Here is a 17,447-nt window from a genome sequence, read left to right as displayed (position 1 = left end):
CGTCCTTGGATAACGACCACATACCTGTGTGCATTGCCACCGGCGATTTCAGAAACCTTGGGTTTTCCCATGAAAAGGCCTGCGGCCAATGCAACAGGGGCAGGTAACGAGAAAATCTAGCCCGGCCGCCTGGTTGCGGACATCAGTTTTGCGCCACCGAGGCGCCGGCCAGCCGGGCGAGCGCAGCCATATCGTCCGGCGTAAGATCAGCAAGGCGGTCGTCGCCCGAAGCGGGCCAATTCGGGTTTTTCGCCGACAGATCAGTGCCTTCAGCGCCCGTGGTTTCACCGTCACCGGCCTGCGCGACAGGCGCGGCGCCAAGTAGTTCGATAGCGCGGCGCGGATCCTTGGCGATCATCGCCTGGACGAGCGCCTTTGCCGTGTTGCTGCGCCAGCCGGTTTCGGCCAGCTGCCGGGCCATCGGGTTGCCCATCTTGGCGATGAAGTTGAACCCACTCTGCCTGATCGCCTCGAACGTTGCGGTGTCGTCCGGATTACTCTGCGCGATAGCATTGAGCTCCGCAGCCTGCGCCTTTGACCATTCGGCCTGCTCATAGTCCTGGCGGCGCGCATATTGCTGTGCGGCCATGCGCGCCGAGCCGGCCAGCCTCAAAGCCTCTTTTTGCCTGATGAAGCTGGCGCGTTCGCTTTCCGGAATTTTTGGCACGGTGCTGTCGAAGATATTGTCGAACAGGCCGGGCTTGACGACACCATTGCGCGGGTCGACCTGGCCATACATGGCGTCGTGCAGGCCGCGGCCGTCGGCCGGCGCATTCTGGATCGCTTCTTTCTCGGCCTCGGCAATCCGCCCGTTCAGCTCGCGGCCGATGACCTCGGCGTCGAACGCATCCTGCTGCTGTTTCTGCTGCCGGAAACGCTCGGCGACGGCCGAGACCTCGTCGCCCAAGCCCTGCATGGCGGCGCCGACCGGCGAGCTGTTGGGATAAGAAACTGCGTTGCCGGTATCGAGCCGGCGCTGGGCGAGTTGGAGGGGGATGGTCGCCATCAGTAAAGCCCTCCGCCCGGCGCCGACGGAAAGGCGCTCTTGCCGAACGTCACCGCTCTGCTGGGGTCGTACAGCCCGGAAAGGCCGGACACGAGATTGCCGCCTGCCCTGAAGATCGAGGCGCTCACCGCCTGCTTGCCGGAAAAGCGCGAGATCGCGGCCTGCGTGGTCAGATTGTTCTGGCGCAGTTGCGAGCCATACTGGATCGCCTTGATGTCGAGTTGGCCCTGCCTGGCATTAGCGGCCAGCACCTCGGTCGGCGAGCCTGATATGCCGACGCCTGAGGCACCCGCCTGGGCGCGCGCCTGCGCTTGCAAGAGGTCCTGCTGGTGGCGCTCCTGACCCTGTTCGAAGGCCGCGCTTTGCGCGTCGGCCCGCGCATGCTGCTTATAGGCCTTGGCCTGGTAGTCGGCCATCTGCCTCGACTGCTGGCCTTCGACCAGCGCGCCGCCAACCGAAAGAGCCGTGCCGATGAGGGCAAGTGTGCACATGGTCAGCCACGGCCCCGGCCACGCAGCGAATATCGACCCGCGATGCCTCCGACCGGCGCGCCAAGCGCCGGGCGCGGGTCGAGCGCGCCGCCGGGGCTGAGCAGGGACAGAAGCAGTCTGTCGGCCTGGATCGCTGCCGCGCTGAGACGAGCGGGGGCTGCGGCTCGCCGCCCGGTCATGGCGGCGCGCCGGATGGCCGTCGGGTTGATTTTCAGGTCGGCAACGCCGGCCGCGTCGAACTGGCTGTTGGCGGTGGCGACGGCGCGGCGCAAGGCATCGGCGTCGAACAATTGCTGGCGCAGCTGCTCGATCAGCCATTGGGCCATGCGCCAGCGCTCGTCGAGGGAAGCGGCGTTTGCCCTGATCTCGTCGGCAAGTGCTGCGATGTCGACGCAGGCTTCACTTTGCGCGGCGGCGCGGCGCTCGTCATGGGGGAATGGGGTCACGGGAGGGTCCTTGGTGGGGTGGAATGGGGGAAGGCAGAGCGGGTGATCTCCCCCCTCGAGGGGGAGATGGCCGGCAGGCCAGAGGGGGTCGTCTCGCGAGGAGCGGCGACCCCCTCTGTCGCCTTCGGCGACATCTCCCCCTCAAGGGGGGAGATCAGCGGTTCCTAAGGCTCGGCATCAAAAACCGGCGTGAACGCCCGGATCGTACAGGGCGTCGGGTTGACGTGGCGGATCTTCACTCTGCCCTGCCCTTCCCAGCTGTCGTCGATCGGCACCTCGACATTGCCGGTGAACAGGCTCGCCTTGCCGTCTGGCGCGACAATGCTTGGCATGCGCTCCTTCTCCCAGCGGCCGCGCAGGAAGGACTGCACTTCGAGCCCCGACGTGTCGGTCTCGAGTAGCGAAAGCATCACCTTGGCGATCTTCTTGCGGCGGCCGACAATGGAGCCGTCGCGCCCGCCGACATCGAGTTCCAGCGTGTTGGCCTCACAGCGGTAGCCGAGCCCGACCTGCCATTTGCTGGCCACGGCGCCGCCCGGCAGCGTCACCTGGCCGGCAGCGACGGGCAGGCCCTTATAGACTTTGCCGCCGGCCAGCACGTCGACGCTCTCGCCGTCGAGATGATCGAGCCCGGAGATGGCGTTGACGGCGGCCCCCAAATAGGTCAGGCCGCAATCGACCTGAAAGGCGTCGTCGAGGCCGCCATATTCGAACGGCGCCGTCATGATCTCGATGGTGCGCTTGGTCACGCCACTGAGCGTGCGCTTGACGAACAGCCAGACATCGTCGGCGCCGTTCTGGCCTGGCGTCACAACCGCACTTTCAACGATCGCCCATTCCGAACCGGCAAAGCCGCCACCGAGGCGATGCCGGTGCATGCCGCGCACATCCTGCGACGGCTGGTGCGTGTAGCCGCCGAGCTCGCCATTTTCGAGCGGGAACCACAGCACCGGATCGGGGTCGGTCTGGAACGCCAGCTCGACGACGCCTTGCTTGGGAATATGCTCGGAGACCTGGCCGATATCGTCGGAGGTGAATTTGCTGACCGAGGTCTGCACCAGCTCGGCGATCGATTTGCGGCTGCGGGTGACATAGAGGAACGACTGCCCGGCAGCGACCGGGCGGATGCGGGCGCAGCCGAAGGTGCGCGAATTGCGGTTCTTGAACGACGACGGTGTCAGCGCCTCGTCGATGCCGGAGCCCGACAGCGCCCGGATGCCGCCTGATGTGCCGATCAAAAGCGCGCCGTCGGAATCGGCGATCCAGACGATGTCGTTGGCCTGGCCGCCGCCGGCCTGCACGAATTCCAGTGCGGCGTCGTCCTTTTCGCCGAGCGCAAAATTATCGAAGTCGCCGGTCGCCGAGGCATAGACCGAGAATCTGCGGCTGAAGGCCAGCCGTTCCTCGTAGAGCGAGCCGGTCTCGACATATTTGCCCGGCACGAAGGTGCCAAGCCGCCAGCGGGTGATCGGGCTCAGGTTCGGCAGAGCATGGTTGTGGAGCACGATCTTGACGACGGTGGGGCTGGTGCGGCTGGTGATCCTGGCCCAGCGCCAGCGACCGTCCGAACCCAGCAGCCGGATGGCGCGGCCGACATCGCTTGACTGGAAGCCGGCGTCGCCATTGATGCCGACGATCGAGGAAGCAGTGAGGTTGAATGGCGTCTGGTCCGAAGCCTTGATGTGGAAGGCGATTTCGGCGCAGCGTGTGTGCGTTGCGTCGTCGCCGCCGCCGCCGCTGAAGACGATCTGGTGGTATTCATAGGCTGTCGAATTGGTGAATTCGTAGAACCTTGTCTCGCTGTTCGACCAACCAGTCTCCGCCGTCCTGGTGTCCAGGGTGACCCAGTTCGCTCCATCGTTGGAACCCTGGATTTCCCAGGCCGTGAAGAAGTCGAAATTGGTCGTCGCCTTGCTGGCCGCGGTGATCCAGTAGGCATCGACGACGCGCTGCGCGGCGGACGCGTTGCGGTAGCGGATATAACCGATCGAGTCGCCGGCGATCAGTATGTTCTGGACCCTGTCGCGGTCGAACATCTGGTAGGCGTCGGGATCGCCGCCCGCATTCGAGACCGTCCCACCTGGCGTCGTATTGCCAGTCATGGCCGGCGTCAGATGACTGGTCTCGGCTGGTGTCAGCGTCGTGCCGGTCTCGTTGATGTCGTCATAGGGACCATCGAGGAATTCGAAATCCTCCAGCGTCCATGTCTGATGCGCGGTGCGCGTCAGCACCTTCGGTGGATAGTCCTTGTGGCTGATCCACATCTGGTCGGCAGACTGCACATAGGCGAGATCGAAGAGGTCGGCTTCCGCATAGGGCGAAGCGATCTCGACCGTGCCGACGCGGGCGCCATAGGCATAGACGCGGATATAGAAATCGCCGAACTCCAGGCAGTAGGCCTGCTCGGAGGAGAAGATGAACGGGATGCCGCGCGTTGTCTTGGCCGCGCTCTTTACCTCGCCGACGAAGATGGTGCCGCCGCGCTTCCTGATGCCGCCATGCGGCAAGGTGACGAAATTCTCGCATTTGGAAAGCGCTGCCCGATAAAGATCGAGCGAGGCGCGCGCATGCAATCGCGGACTGATCTCGCCACGAACGAATGCGTCCTGGACCGGATAGAGCGTCGTCATCAGCGCACAAACCGGTTGTCGCCGCGCTGGATCGCCCAGGACGACGTCGAAAGCCTGCCGCCACGCTGGATGGCGTTGGTGTGGAACGCCGCATCGAGCGCCCGGTCATAGGCACCGCGGGCGATGTCGATCATGCCCGCCTTGTGGGTCAGCGGATGCGCGATCTTGATGGCGAGCGCTGCAACCAGCACCTCCGTGAACAGCGCGTCCCAGTCGTTCGGATCGGTGAGATTGGCGACGTAGCGGATGAGGCGCGGCCCGGACTGGTCGGAATAGATCAGCCCGGCCTCCTGGCGCCACGAGATCGGCATGCCGTCCGGCTCGCCACTGTGGGTCAGCGGCAACGGCCGCAGGCAGTCCAGCGGCAATTCATAGGCAAAGTTCAGCGTGCCCGCGCCGCTACCAGTGTCGGCTCCGGCGACTGCGGCCGCGAGGATGGCGAAGACCCAGGCGTGTTTCGTCAGCTCGGCTTCGCGGGTCAGGTCGAAATGCAGGTTGAGCAAGCGCGCGGCTTTCACATCCTGATCAAGGCTGTCGATCGGCGCCTCGTCGAGGACGCCAAGCGCCATGTTGGCGATGTCGAGCGGGGTGATGGCCATGGTTTAGGCCTCCGTGAGTATGGATCGGGAAAAGCAGGGCATGGCGGCCCCACGGCAAAAAGCCGCTTCGTAGCGGCTGGGGATCTGGTGATTTTGGGCTTGGGCAAAACGTTCGCACGTCTTGTGCGTGGAACCCGTCACGATACCAGCCACCCGTCAGGAAACGGGTGGCGTGGGATGTGTTTTCAGTCCCTTGTGCTCGTTCGAGCAACGAAAAGACGACAATATTGTCGCTATTGCAGTTTCACGATGTCGCCGCGCAACGCGGCGATGATTTGCGGCCTGAATTCCTGCGGCATCAGCCGAGGCGTGCGCTCGTCGAGATCCGCCGCCCTGCTTCGGCTGACTTGGCAAAGGCGCTTGCTTGCAGCCTTCCGGTACCTCTTCCCATCGCCAAACCCTTGTCCAGGGCATCTTGAAGACTTGTCGTGTAGTAGGCGGTGTTTTCCAGACCGCTGAAGAAGTTTATACGGTGAACTTCCCCCTTTTTGCTTATGACAATGCCCGCTTTTCGGAGCACTTCCTGAACCGCCTTATATGTCATACTCATGGTTACCCTCCTTTGCCAAGACAAGGCAGCATCGCCCTTTTGTGTAACCGTTTGGTGACGGCGATTGATTAAAGTGCAACATGAATATGTTGCGAGCCCCAAGACTTGTTTCACTCTGGAGCAGCACAGCGCGTGAATCTGGAATTCGCTACATTGGGCCGACCTGGTGTCCGGAAGGGGCGGGAGGTCTGATGCTCCCGCCCTTCCGGTCCGATCACGCCTCGGTCGTCTTCAGCGCGATGAACGTCATGTTCTTGACGCTCGACGCAGTGCGGTCCCAGTTCGCCGCCAGCGCAAGCTCGGCGTCAGTGGCGAATTCGCCGGCCGAGGAGGCGTCGAGGAAGCGCGTGCCCGGAACGTGCGGGACGAAGTGCCGGCGGCCGACCATTTCGGTGACGCCGCCGCCATGGCCCTGGCGCGGCTTGCGGTCGAACTCCAGCGGCCCGCCTTCGGTGTTGACCGGCAGCTCGTTCCACAGGATCGCCTTGTCCTTGAACATGAAGGCAGTGTAGACGCCCGCCGCGACCGGGATGTCGTCGTCGACGACGGCCCGCAAGCCCATGTAGTATGGGATCAGCGGCCCGCCCTGCTCGGAGGGCGGCACATAGTCGATCAGGTCGGCGAGCTTCAGCGCCTTCATCTGCTTGGAGTGCATCCAGATCGTCTTGAACTTGTCGGCGCGGTCGCCCATCAGATAGGCGGCCTCGATGATGTCGGTGTCGACGATGGAGGCGCCGGTGACGCGGACGAGGTCGCCCGCATCATTGGCGAGGTTGTCTGCCAGCACGCCTTTCAGGATGCCGAGCAGCGTCAGCTTGTTGGCACGCTGCCAGTAGTCGGTCTGGCGACGCACGATCAGCTTCTGCGGATCGTCGCCAGCCAGGATCGAGGTCAGGTCCGGAATGCCCCACGCCTGGGCGCGGACATTGCGGGCAGCCACCTCGCGGCGCGCGCCGATCTTCTTCATCTCGATCGAGTCGGCCGGATCGTCATTGACCGGTTCGGACGGATCGTTGCCGAGATCCTTCCATCCGGGCATGTCGACGGAGCGGCCCCCCATCGAGAGTTTCGAGGCGATGGCCGGGTCGGAAAACAGGATCCCGGCTTGATAGATCTCGAGCGACTGGACATGCTCCTCGAACGAGTATTGTGCATAAACGGACGGAACGATCGCGTCCGCGATACGGGTGTAGGCGTCTGCCATTTTTGTCTTCCTTCATGGGTTGATTGGCGGAGAAGGTGTGTTGAGATTCAGGTCAGGCCGAGCCGGAGTCGAAGACGGGCGCGAAGCGACCAAACAAGGTGGCTTTTGAGAACTGGAGCGGAGCGGACATTTGGGTCCGTGAGCACCGGAAGCGCAGAAAGCCGTCGTTTGCAGGCCGGCATCACCTGGATATCGACACAGCTTTAGAGGGGGTTGTTGGGCATCCACAGATCGGGGTTTTCGCCGGCCTCGCGTGCCAGCCGCCGGGCGCGGGCGGGGTCGCTTTTGACGAGGGCTGAGATATCAGTCAGGTTGCGTTCGCCGGCGGCGTTGCGCTTGAAGGGGTTGCCTCCACTCAAAGCCGCGCCGCCGTCGATCGTGTCTTCCCTGAACATCGCCTCGCCGATGGCGTGGAACGCCTTGGCGATCTGCGGATCGGTCAGCGCCCCGTCAGACAGAAGGATGCCTTTCGCCTTGTAGGCATCGACCAGGCCGAGCTTCTTCATCGCCCGGTTGGCGACCTCCAGCCTCTGGCGAAAGCCATCGCTGTCGGTCGGTCCCCAGTCCCTTACCAAGTCGTCGTGGGTGGTCTCGACCGAACGCGCCAGGGTTTCTTGCTGCATCTTGGCCTGCTCGGCCATGTAGCCCACGAACTTGTCGTGATAGGCCTGCGCGACTTTTGGGGTCGCGCCTGCCTCGACCGCCCACGCCTTGGAGGCGTTGGCAAGCTCATCCGAATAGGCGAAGTCTTCGGGAAGCCCGTCGGGACGCCTGTACTCGACCTTGTCAGGCGATGTCAGCGGACGCATCGCCAGGGGAAGCCGGGCATGGAACCTGTCCCAGTCTTCCCCAGGTGCGTCCGCAGCGGGAACGCGCAGGCTCTCACCCTGTTGCCGTTCCAGCTCCGCATAGGATGTGAAAACCCGATCGAGGCTTTCAGGCTTGGTCCAACCCTTGGTTTCAGCGAGCTTGCGGTTGCCTTCGGAAAGACCGTCAACCCAACTCTTGCCAGCCGGCGGGGCGGACCTGTTGTCCCCGTTGGCCGGTGGCCATGCAAGGTTGCCCGCCGGCTGCGTCTGCGCAGCCACGGACCCGGCGTCTGCCAGATCTGTCATGAGATGTTCCTTTTTGTGAGGTTAAAGGCCGATGATAGGAGTTGGCGGCGGAGTCCAGTATCTCCCCCCTCGAGGGGGAGATGGCCGGCAGGCCAGAGGGGGTACCAACGCGTGGAGCGCCAACCTCCATCTGTCGCTGAGGTCGCGCCCGGTCGCACCGCCCCCCTCTGTCGCCTTCGGCGACATCTCCCCCTCAAGGGGGGAGATTAACGCTACGCGTTATCGCCCCAGTTCTCCCACAGCAGCGTGATCGTGCCGGTGATGGCGAGCGTGCCGTCGGCGTCGATGTCGGTGCCGGTGGCGAACGCCAGGTTGAGGTAAAGATCGACCGGCGTCGCGGTCCCATCGAGCGTCAACGCCGCAACCACATCGGCGACCGATGCGGTCGATAGTGTAGCACCGGCCCCGTCCAGCGTGCGGCCGGTCGCGGCCAGAACGTTGACCATGGTGCCTGTGAGCGCGGCGCTCGACGCCGCCGCCGACCCGAGCGACCAGGTGAGTGCCGCATTGTCGTTGATGGTCGAGGCGCGTGTGGTCAGCACGGCGAATTGCAGCCTTGCGGTGCCGCCCTTGATGCGCACCTTGCCGTCGAGAAAATCGAAAAGCTTCTGGCTGGCATAGGCAAGCGCATCGGTGACCGGCACTTGCATGGCGTTGAACGAAAAGACGGTGCGATATGCGCCGCCCTGCCCGCTCGTCCTGACGGCAAGCCCGGCTTTGGGCGGGGCAAAGCCGGCCTCACGGGCCGCGGCACGGGAAAGCGTCCGGGAAAGACCTCGGGTCATGGCATTCTCCATTCTTGGGGATTTGGGATTGGCTAGACCCGCCGCAGGCGGGGTTCGTCACGGCCGGAGCCTGATTCATTTTGATAGAGCCCGGCTCTATCGCCTTGTTAAACCATGATCTTTATGATCTTTTTGTTTGACCATGATTTTTCCCAGCCGGAGGCTTGGGCCGTCAAGACGAAAGAAACCATGTCTTATTTCGTGAGGCATGGTGCCCCTGTTCCGCCGCAATGCGACCGCACTTGGCAAAGCATTGACCCAAGGCTTTAAAGGAGGACTCCAAATGACCATGCAGAAAGCCATTGCCGCCGCGCTTCTGACTGCCGTGCTGGCAGGGTGTGCGCAGACCGAAGGCCAGCAGAGAGCCGGAACCGGCGCATTGATCGGCGGCGCCGGCGGCGCTCTCGTCGGTCAGGCGATCGGCGGCAATACCAAGAGCACCGTCATCGGCGCAGCCAGCGGCGCCCTGCTGGGTGCGGTGGTGGGCAGTGCGACCACGCCGCAGCGGCGCGGCGAACAGCTTTGCCGCTATCAGGACCGCAACAGCGGCCGCATCTACACCGCACCTTGCGACGACCGCTACTACGACGGCAATTATTGAATTGAGCGTAGCGCCGGCGCTGGTCTTCCCTTCTCCCCTTGTGGGAGAAGGTGGCCGCGAAGCGGCCGGATGAGGGGTGTTCTAGCTTGGCGCACACCTCGTCCAGATCGGTGACTCGGTAGCCAGCCTCTCATTTCTTCCAACACCCCTCATCCGTCTCGGCGCTAAAGCGCCGATCCACCTTCTCCCACAAGGAGACCTTTGCACAGAAGCCGAACGGTGATTCTGTGGTGAAGGTTGGAGCAGGGAGATTCGGGATGGCGGATCGTGTTTTGGGTCAGTTGAGTCTGGCGGACGGTCTGGCGGCGTCGGATGAGACGATTTTCGACCTAGTATCGAAGGAACTGGACTGGGCGCCGATCCGAACATTGCTGGGTCAGCGCAGCGGTCCTGGCTCGGGCAACACCAGCTATCCGGCGGAACCGCTGGTGCGCTGTCTTTTGCTGGGCATGTGGCATGGGCTGAGCGATCCGGCGCTTGAGGCGCAGATCCGGGACCGATTGTCGTTCCGCCGCTTTGCCGGTTTCAGCCTTTCGGACCGCACGCCCGACCATTCGACACTGTGGCGCTTCCGCGAGGAGCTGACGCGTGAGCGACTGATCGACAAGGTCTTTGAGGAGATCAACCGTCAGCTGGAGGAGAAGGGCCTGATCGTCAAGCGCGGCACCTTGGTCGATGCCACGTTCCTGCAGGCTCGTGGCCGTCCGCCCAAGCAGCCGAAAAAGGGCCACCAAGGTCCGGTCAAGCCGTCGGCCGACAAGGATGCGCGTTGGGGCAAGAAGGGCAAGAAGAGCACCTTCGGCTACAAGATGCACATCGGCGTCGACCAGGAGCACACCTTGATCCGGCGTGTCGAGGCGAGCGACGCCTCGGTCACCGACACCGAGCCGGCCGACCAGTTGATCTGCGGCGACGAGAAGGCGGCCTATGGCGATCAAGCCTATTACACCCACGCCCGCCATGCCCGGCTCGCCGCCGCCAACATTAAGGACCGGCTGATGCGGCGGCCCAACAAGCATCACCCCGAGTTGCCGCCGCGCCACAAGCTGCGCAACCGGCTGATCGCCAAGGTGCGGGCGGCAGTGGAGCGGCCTTTCGCCGTGTTCAAGGAGCGTTACGGCATGCGACGCCTGCGCTTCTTCAACCTCGCCACCAACCGCACGCAGTGCATACTGGCCGCCTGCGCTTACAATCTGCGCACCATGATTGGCGTCCTCTATCCACCCGATGAGAGGCGGACATGAGGGAGGAGTGCGTCCACAATCCGGCAGGATGGCTGCCTAAACCGACAAAGGCCCCGCAAGGGCCGCGGAAAACCGCTCTGCCGGCCTTCAAAAAGGCCCTCACTGACCACCGAAATCCACTTCGCTCCCCGTGCAAAGCCCTCACAAGGGGAGAAGGGATCACTTGCTTTCCAGCCTCGCCGCCTTCTCCAGCGCCGCCAGCTGCGCCTCATCCAGCGTCAGGAACCCCATAATGTGCTGCACCACTTCGGCGCGCGCGTTGCTCAGCGCGCTGTGCAGTTCGAAGCCATTCGGTGTCCTGGTCCGGGCCATCCATTCGCCATAGGACGGGCGGCGGTAATAGCCCGTCGTCGCCGCGAGATCGGCCAGCACCATCTCGCCGTCTTGCCCGGAGAAAACCCTGAGATAGGCCTTGGTCAGCGCATCACGCGCTTTCGCCGGACCGCCGGCCTGCCCGGAATGGGCGAAGCGTTTGCGGCTCATGCGCCGGCACCCGGCGCAGCCGGGCCGCCCGACGTGTCAGGCTGACCACCCTGCAGCATGCCTTGCAAGCCATCGAGCAGGCCGCTGTCGCGCGCCTGAATCGCCGCCGGCACCCCATCCTTGGCCACTTTGCCGGCAGTGGTGATCGCCGCCATACCAGCCTGGGCTTGTTGAGCCTTGGCTCTGGCGTCGCGGATACCGGCGACCTCGTCCTGGCGGCGAAAGATGCGTTGCGGGCTGCGGCCGGCGCCCTGCACGATCTTCAGCGCCTCGTCGCCGTCGATATTGTCCATGACGCCGGGATCGAACTGCGCCATCTGCATGGCCGTGGTGACGACCTGAATGGTGTCGCGGGCTTCTGCCGAGCGGCGCAGCACGTCGAGCGGGCCGGTGAAGGTCGGCCGCACCGCCTTGCCGGCCAGGCTCGCCGGCGGCAGGAAGCGGCTGTCTTCCTCATACAGTCCTTTGTCTTCCAGGATGCCCAACTCGCGGTCGAGATTGCTGGCGAATCCAGCCTGGATGATCGAGCCGGACGGTCCGAGCAGCGCGCCCTTTTCTTCCTGCCTGATCAAGGCTTCGGTGGCCGTCATCTGCGGGTTCTGCACCAGCGTCTGGAACAGGTTGACGAACATCATGTCGCGGATCTCCTCGGCCCGGCTTTCCGCGTAATTGAACGCATAGGTCGGGTTCTGGCCGGTGGCGATCGGCGCGATCAGCGGCCGTCCCTGGTCGTCGATCAGGCCGGGATAATTCTCGCCGGGATTGAGCACCGGCACATAGTCGAGCCGCGCCTTGGAAGCGGTCGCCGGATCGGTGATCTGCTGCAGCGCCCTGAGGCCCGAGCGGCGCACGGCGTTTTCCTCGCGCACCGTGGTCAGCGCCTCGATGGTCGGAGAGATGCCATAGGGGTCGCCCTCGTAGCGGCGCCAGTTGAAGCAGGACACCGGGAAGGAGCGGAAACCGCTTTCCCTGACGATGACCTCCTCGTCCTCGATGACGTGATAGGAAGCGAAGGCCGTGTCGAGATACTGGTAGGAGCCGCCGAGCCGGTACATCTTGCGCTCGTCGCGCGGCTGGATGCACTGGATCAGCGAAATCTTCGTTTCGCATTTGGCCGGGTCGTCGACCAGCATCTTGATCCGCGCCGGCAGCTTCTCATAGCCGAGCAGCTGCGCCGCCTGCCGCGCGGTGCGCTCGTAGCGACGGTGGAATGTGTCGACCTGGCCCCAGCGGTTGCGCGAGAGAAAGCCCTCGACCACCGGGATCGAGGCATAGCGGATCAGCGTGCCGCCAAAACCCTCCTCGGCATAGAGATAGGCCGGGCCGTAGCGCACGACATTGCGCAGGCAGGCCTGCGTCGCCGGCACGAAATTCGAATTGGCGGAATAGCGCAGAGAGAACAGGAAATCGCGAAGCGCTTCCGCCCATTCCTTTTCCTCGTCGCTCTCCTCGTCATTCATGGCGGCGGTCGACAGCCCGTGCCATTTTTCCGACTGCGGAATGATCAGGCTTTCCAGCCCGGCGGCCAGCCGGTTGGCGGCCGAGTTGATCGTGTTGGCGTAGACACGGGCACCGCGCCGCTCCTGCCGTTCGGCCTGTGGGCCCGCGCCGGACCGCCGGCGGCCGCTCCAGATGTCGGGGGCATCGGGATCGCAGAATTCCGACACCGCCTCCCAGACAGCCTCATACTGGCTGCGCTCGCTCTCCAGTTCGGCCTGTCGCGACAGGATATCGTGGGCACGGGAATCGCTCGTCATGGCAATCTTTCTTCGGTGATCTCAGCTTATTTTAGCGCGGTCGAATTTTGTCCGCTTTTGCGATGTTCAAGGGAGGCGCGGCGGGCCTTTAAGGAGGTCGATGTGACAATGACGGAGAGCCTACCCGGTGCCCTGACGAGGCGAAGCAAGCAGGTTGCAAAGCGGCTGATCGGCTACGATTCCCGCAACTGGCTGCGCATCAGGCAGATCGAGGCGTTCACCGCGTTTCTTGAGGCGGACGGCCGCAAATCATCTGACGTGATCGAGGTCTCGCCCGGCTGGAACCGCTACTGGAAGACGATGTGCTCCAATTATACGTCGGTCGATTTCCCCGACTTCGACATCTGCAAGGACCGCACCGACCGGCAATATTCCGTCGTCATTGCCGACCAGGTGCTGGAGCATGTGCAACGCCCGCTCGCCGCGGCACAGAATATCCATGCCATGACCAGACCGGGCGGCTGGGCGATGGTAGCGACACCGTTCCTGTTCAGAGTGCATGCCAGGCCGCACGACTACAACCGCTGGACCCCCGCCGGCCTGAAGCAGGTGATGGTCGAAGGCGGTTTCGCCGAAGCCGACATAGAAGTGTTCGGCTGGGGCAACAAAGCTTGCGCCAAAGCCCATATCGGCGGCCCAGTGCGCGCCTACGGCCTATGGCGCGATTTGAGCAACGACGAGGAATACCCGCTGATGGTCTGGGCGTTCGCGAAAAAGGCGTAATCTCCCCCCTTGAGGGGGAGATGGCCGGCAGGCCAGAGGGGGTCGGCACGACCAGACGCGGCTTCCTCTCTTGCGGCAGTGGAGGTTGGCGCTTTACGCGCGACGACCCCCTCTGTCGCCTTCGGCGACATCTCCCCCTCAAGGGGGGAGATTATCCTCGCCGCTTCACCAGCCGCGCCAGACGCCGCCAATACCACCAGGGCCAGTCGCCCCGGCTCCTGAACACCCGTTTCATCGCGCCCATTTCACACCCCCAGAAGCACGCGGCGCTGGCCGGTGAGATCACCGGGCGACAGATCGGTCTTGACAGTGCTCAGCGTTCCCTGGCGCTGCTCGAGCTCAGCCCGGAGCGCTGCCTCGCGCGCCTGCACGTCCTTGTCGGCAATGGTCGGTGTTGGTGGCAGCGGCTTCAGCGCCGGCGGCTTTTGAAAAAGGCACATCGTTCCAGCTTTCTCTTGTCCAGTCATAGAGGATGAAGGTTTCGCCGTTGCGGCCGTAGCCCGGCAGACGACAACGTTCAGTGGCGCCCAGCCCGGCAAGCCAGCGCAGCGCCAATTCATTGGCAGCCAGTGCCCGCGCCTCGACCCGCCAGGCGCCGCGCGCAGCGACCTGCGGCCCGAGCACGGCGTGAAAGAACTCAGTAATCCCAGGCACGCAGCGCCTCATGCGGCGCGTGCCCCAGCTCCAGGCGATCCATAAGCCGCCGCGCTGCTCGGCAGCGCCAAAGCCGGCTTCCGGATTGCCACCGAGCTCGGCGACATAAGCAAAACCCTGCAGTGCGGTGAGCGCCAGCAGCGCCGGCGACCAATGGTCGAGCTGGCAGTCGATCTCGGCCCGGTCCTCGGGGCGCAGATTGGCGGCGATGTAGGAGAGATCGCGCAAGGTTGCGGGGATGATACGGAGCGTCATGCGTATCCTTCGTCATCCCGGTGCGAGGGCGAAATTTCCGAAGCTCGTGCACTGTGCCGTGCCAATGCTGTCCAAGCTTTGGGCCGTCAAGCTTATATATCCAGACAAGATTACTCTCATCCGAAACCTTGGGATTTGCATAATTCAGATATCACCGACCACAGACGGCGCACCGCCTTTACTTAAAGGCGTTGAAAATCAGAATGGGCTGTCATGCATCAGAATGGCAACTACGAATAAAAAATAAATAGTAAAAAATCCGGGAACGCTAAGTGCTGCAGCTCCAAAAAGGACAAAAGCGCGCTGAAGCGGCGTCAATGATTTGGACCTGACGCCTTTTACTGCCAAGTATATCGCCAACACAAGGCTCACAAATCCCCAAAAAAAAATTGCCATCTACTGTCTCCTGCGGAATCGGGAACACACAGCTTAACCCCACCAAAAAAACCAAATCTCTTTATAGAAAGCAAAATCCCAAATAACTATATATCCTGGAACGCTGATAATTGCCGCAACAAAAATAACAGAAACACGCCGATTGGAATCGATACTTTCTGATATAACACCAAACACTGCCAATATTATTGCCAATACAAATGAGACAGACCCGAAAATATAAAATTCCATCGGTTATCCCCTAAAAAATTATCACAATATATGACGATGGGTGCTGAGCTTATCCAGATCGTTACCAATTGCCAAATGACATCCTACTTCCAAATTGCGCCTGTCCAACGGCTGATTGTGCGTCATCGTAAGCCCTTTGCGCATCATCGCGAGCCGAAATCTCTATGGCGCTCGGTATATGGAGCGCCATCTCTCCAGCAATTTTACCTTGGAAAAGTTTCATTGCGCGCGAAGCATATGTTGACGCCTCGTTGCGCTCTTCGTCGGTCTTTAAGGCCGGATCTTTCATGTAATCCTCATTGTCGAGGTATGTTTTCAAAGACGCTACAAGTTTCCTATCGGCCGCGATTACATCGCCCGGCGTTTTCGCGTCGCGATAGTCCCCGTCATGTTGCTTATAGAATCCGTCCTGAATATCAAAAGGTGGTAGGTCAAAACCACCACCCCGAGTACCGCCAGTCCAGCCAGGCCCGCCGTAAATGCCATAGGTAGGAATCTTCCTGTTGAACCAATCGGACCAGCTTAGGGCCTGGTCGCCATCCTGATCATGGCTTATCGGGTGGTCGGATTCCCAATGCTGTTCCGAGTGGCCATCTCCCAAGGGAGTATTGGCGAGGTCGAGCAGACCCATGGGATCAACCACTGCCGCCCGAAGCGACCTATCGGCCGTATTGTCGGCAACCTTGGATACGCTGGTTCGAAGCAAATGATCGAGCACTGCCCGGCGTTGCTCACGAGGCGTCGCGATGAGCACATTGCGCAAAACCGCGTCCTGGTCCTGTGGAGGTCGATTCTGATCTCGGAGCGTGTCGACAACCCGTTCCGCCACGGAATTCGGCAGCGGTTGTATGGTCTTAAAGCCCATCTGCTGCTGGGCTGCGATGGAGCCGACGATTGCCACTTGATAGTCTTCCAGCTTCGACAGATTGTTCCAGGCAGCATCGAGCTTCGCGAAAGCCCTGCGAACATATCCGCCCGGATCGCCTTGCCTTGCTTTGAACGTCAGATCGGCGGCCGCGGCGATGGCGTCGTGTCGCGCTTTGCCCTCCTCCGGCGTTGCGCTGGCCGCCTTAGTGTTGGCGTCGTTGACCATAGCGTCTATTGCGTTGTTGGGCACATCACGCATGTCGTGGAATTGACGGCTGACATTGACCGCCCGGTTGAATAGCTGAAAGCGCCTGTCGCCTTCCGTCGCGCCATGAACATTGACGAACTGCTCGGGAGTGGGAAGCAGACCGTCATAGGCTCCGGTATCCTTGATGGCTTCAGGTGCATTCTGTTCGGCAAGACTGATATTGGCGCGTGTATCTACCTGTCGTGCCGCATCGACGGCGAGGGCCAGCCGGACCAAGGCCGGCCGGTCTTCGGGCGCAATGTCGTCTTGAAACGCCTGCGCTGTTCGCTCTTCCGGGGTTAGCTGTCCGACGCCGTCGCCCTTCGAGCCCGATGGGCTTGCAGTGTCTTGCCTCGGCTCGCCACCAACCGCGGCGGTATCGTCCTTGGTCCTATCGCCGGCTTGTGTCGCACCGAGCATTTCGGCGGCGCGTTTCGGGTCCAGGCCGATCGTCGCCAGCATCAACGCCTTGGCCGTGTTGCTCCGCCAGGCAACTTCCGCCGCTTGCCTGGCAAGCGGGTTGCCGATCTTGGCGATCAGGTCGAGGCCGTGCTGTCGGATCGCCTCGAAGTTCGCGGTATCGTTAGGGTCGCTCCGTGCGATGGAGTTGGTGGAGATATTCTCGACCTTGGTCCACTGGTCCTGCTCGTACTCGTCGCGGCGCGCCTGCTGCCGCGCCGCCATGCGCTCGGAACCCATCGCGCGGATTGTCTCCTTTTGCCTGGCGAAATTGGCACGTTGGCTTTCGGGTATTTTCGGCAGGGCATCGTCGAACAGCGTGTCGAACAGGCCGGGCTTCACCACTTGGCTGCTGCGCGGATCGACTTGGCCGTACATGGCGTCATGCAGGCCGGCACCATCGGGCGCTGCATTGCCCGCCACATCGGCCTCGGCTTGGGCGATCTGGTCCATCATCTTGCGGCGGGCAATTTCGGCGTCGAACGCCTCCTGCTGCTCTTTGCGCTGTTGAAAGCGCTCGGAGACGGCCGAAAGCTCGCCGCCCAGGTCTTGCATGGCGCCGCCGATTGGCGATCCCTGCGGATATCGCACCACGTTGCCGGTATCGAGCCGGCGCTGCGCCAGTTGGAGAGGTATGGTCGCCATCTAATTGTTTCCTGCCCAACTGGCTCTGAACAAAAGGGGGTCGCTCTGCGGGAGATCAC

The 17,447-nt window shown here is 62.6% G+C and carries 18 protein-coding genes; 3 read left to right on the top strand and 15 right to left on the bottom strand.

Going from position 1 to position 17,447, the window contains the following annotated elements; genetic code table 11:
* Window positions 1-142: 142 nt before the first annotated feature.
* The 9 genes from EJ075_RS22310 to EJ075_RS22270 all read right to left on the bottom strand — a co-directional run bounded on the left by EJ075_RS22310 (window position 143) and on the right by EJ075_RS22270 (window position 8,826).
* Window positions 143-1,006 carry a hypothetical protein gene (locus EJ075_RS22310; protein ID WP_206437503.1) on the bottom strand — a complete coding sequence of 288 codons (864 nt, stop codon included), beginning with the start codon at window positions 1,004-1,006 and terminating at the stop codon, window positions 143-145.
* Complete coding sequence (locus EJ075_RS22305; protein WP_126105766.1) at window positions 1,006-1,497, bottom strand: hypothetical protein; 492 nt, start codon at window positions 1,495-1,497, stop codon at window positions 1,006-1,008. Before EJ075_RS22305 ends, EJ075_RS22310 begins: the two co-directional genes overlap by 1 nt.
* Window positions 1,498-1,499: 2 nt before the next feature.
* The gene (locus EJ075_RS22300; protein WP_126105765.1) at window positions 1,500-1,943 is read right to left on the bottom strand and encodes a hypothetical protein; all 444 of its coding nucleotides are present in this window, start codon (window positions 1,941-1,943) and stop codon (window positions 1,500-1,502) included.
* 164 nt (window positions 1,944-2,107) lie between these two features.
* Window positions 2,108-4,573: a hypothetical protein gene (locus tag EJ075_RS22295; RefSeq protein WP_126105764.1), complete on the bottom strand. Its 2,466-nt coding sequence runs from the start codon at window positions 4,571-4,573 to the stop codon at window positions 2,108-2,110.
* Window positions 4,573-5,172 carry a hypothetical protein gene (locus EJ075_RS22290; protein ID WP_126105763.1) on the bottom strand — a complete coding sequence of 200 codons (600 nt, stop codon included), beginning with the start codon at window positions 5,170-5,172 and terminating at the stop codon, window positions 4,573-4,575. Before EJ075_RS22290 ends, EJ075_RS22295 begins: the two co-directional genes overlap by 1 nt.
* Before the next feature lie 298 nt (window positions 5,173-5,470).
* Window positions 5,471-5,722, bottom strand: a complete 252-nt coding sequence (locus EJ075_RS22285; protein ID WP_095482685.1) for a hypothetical protein — start codon at window positions 5,720-5,722, stop codon at window positions 5,471-5,473.
* A 214-nt stretch (window positions 5,723-5,936) separates the two neighbouring features.
* Window positions 5,937-6,926, bottom strand: coding sequence for a Coat protein (locus tag EJ075_RS22280; protein WP_126105762.1), 990 nt, complete (start codon window positions 6,924-6,926; stop codon window positions 5,937-5,939).
* A gap of 203 nt (window positions 6,927-7,129) precedes the next feature.
* A complete protein-coding gene (locus EJ075_RS22275; protein ID WP_126105761.1) occupies window positions 7,130-8,041 on the bottom strand; it encodes a hypothetical protein in 912 nt (303 codons plus the stop codon).
* Window positions 8,042-8,253: 212 nt separating this feature from the next.
* Window positions 8,254-8,826 (bottom strand): hypothetical protein, encoded by a 573-nt coding sequence (locus EJ075_RS22270; protein WP_126105760.1) that lies wholly within the window; start codon window positions 8,824-8,826, stop codon window positions 8,254-8,256.
* 283 nt (window positions 8,827-9,109) lie between these two features.
* On the opposite strand from EJ075_RS22270, the gene EJ075_RS22265 reads away from it, so the two are divergent.
* Window positions 9,110-9,427 (top strand): YMGG-like glycine zipper-containing protein, encoded by a 318-nt coding sequence (locus tag EJ075_RS22265; RefSeq protein ID WP_095482688.1) that lies wholly within the window; start codon window positions 9,110-9,112, stop codon window positions 9,425-9,427.
* Window positions 9,428-9,684: 257 nt separating this feature from the next.
* Window positions 9,685-10,671 carry an IS5 family transposase gene (locus EJ075_RS22260; RefSeq protein ID WP_126103272.1) on the top strand — a complete coding sequence of 329 codons (987 nt, stop codon included), beginning with the start codon at window positions 9,685-9,687 and terminating at the stop codon, window positions 10,669-10,671.
* A gap of 159 nt (window positions 10,672-10,830) precedes the next feature.
* On the opposite strand, the gene EJ075_RS22255 is transcribed toward EJ075_RS22260, so the two are convergent.
* Together EJ075_RS22255 and EJ075_RS22250 are read right to left on the bottom strand one after the other, a co-directional pair.
* A complete protein-coding gene (locus tag EJ075_RS22255) occupies window positions 10,831-11,154 on the bottom strand; it encodes a hypothetical protein (RefSeq protein WP_126105759.1) in 324 nt (107 codons plus the stop codon).
* Window positions 11,151-12,911, bottom strand: coding sequence for a portal protein (locus EJ075_RS22250; RefSeq protein WP_126105758.1), 1,761 nt, complete (start codon window positions 12,909-12,911; stop codon window positions 11,151-11,153). Before EJ075_RS22250 ends, EJ075_RS22255 begins: the two co-directional genes overlap by 4 nt.
* Window positions 12,912-13,019: 108 nt before the next feature.
* Between EJ075_RS22250 and EJ075_RS22245 the strand changes: the two genes are divergently transcribed.
* Window positions 13,020-13,634 (top strand): methyltransferase domain-containing protein, encoded by a 615-nt coding sequence (locus tag EJ075_RS22245; RefSeq protein WP_126105757.1) that lies wholly within the window; start codon window positions 13,020-13,022, stop codon window positions 13,632-13,634.
* A 339-nt stretch (window positions 13,635-13,973) separates the two neighbouring features.
* On the opposite strand, the gene EJ075_RS22240 is transcribed toward EJ075_RS22245, so the two are convergent.
* The 4 genes from EJ075_RS22240 to EJ075_RS33795 form a co-directional block, all read right to left on the bottom strand.
* Window positions 13,974-14,543, bottom strand: a complete 570-nt coding sequence (locus EJ075_RS22240; RefSeq protein WP_126105756.1) for a hypothetical protein — start codon at window positions 14,541-14,543, stop codon at window positions 13,974-13,976.
* A gap of 198 nt (window positions 14,544-14,741) precedes the next feature.
* Entirely contained in the window at window positions 14,742-14,939 is a 198-nt protein-coding gene (locus EJ075_RS22235; RefSeq protein ID WP_126105755.1) for a hypothetical protein, read from the bottom strand.
* Between the two features lie 33 nt (window positions 14,940-14,972).
* Window positions 14,973-15,170, bottom strand: a complete 198-nt coding sequence (locus EJ075_RS22230) for a hypothetical protein (protein ID WP_126105754.1) — start codon at window positions 15,168-15,170, stop codon at window positions 14,973-14,975.
* A gap of 61 nt (window positions 15,171-15,231) precedes the next feature.
* Window positions 15,232-17,388 carry a hypothetical protein gene (locus tag EJ075_RS33795; protein ID WP_245457986.1) on the bottom strand — a complete coding sequence of 719 codons (2,157 nt, stop codon included), beginning with the start codon at window positions 17,386-17,388 and terminating at the stop codon, window positions 15,232-15,234.
* Window positions 17,389-17,447: the final 59 nt, after the last annotated feature.

Origin of the sequence: Mesorhizobium sp. M6A.T.Cr.TU.016.01.1.1, from assembly GCF_003952585.1 — a bacterium.
In the GTDB taxonomy this organism is placed as follows: Bacteria; Pseudomonadota; Alphaproteobacteria; order Rhizobiales; family Rhizobiaceae; genus Mesorhizobium; species Mesorhizobium mediterraneum.
Note: the sequence above shows the minus strand (reverse complement) of the source record. Positions and strands in the feature narration are given on the sequence as shown.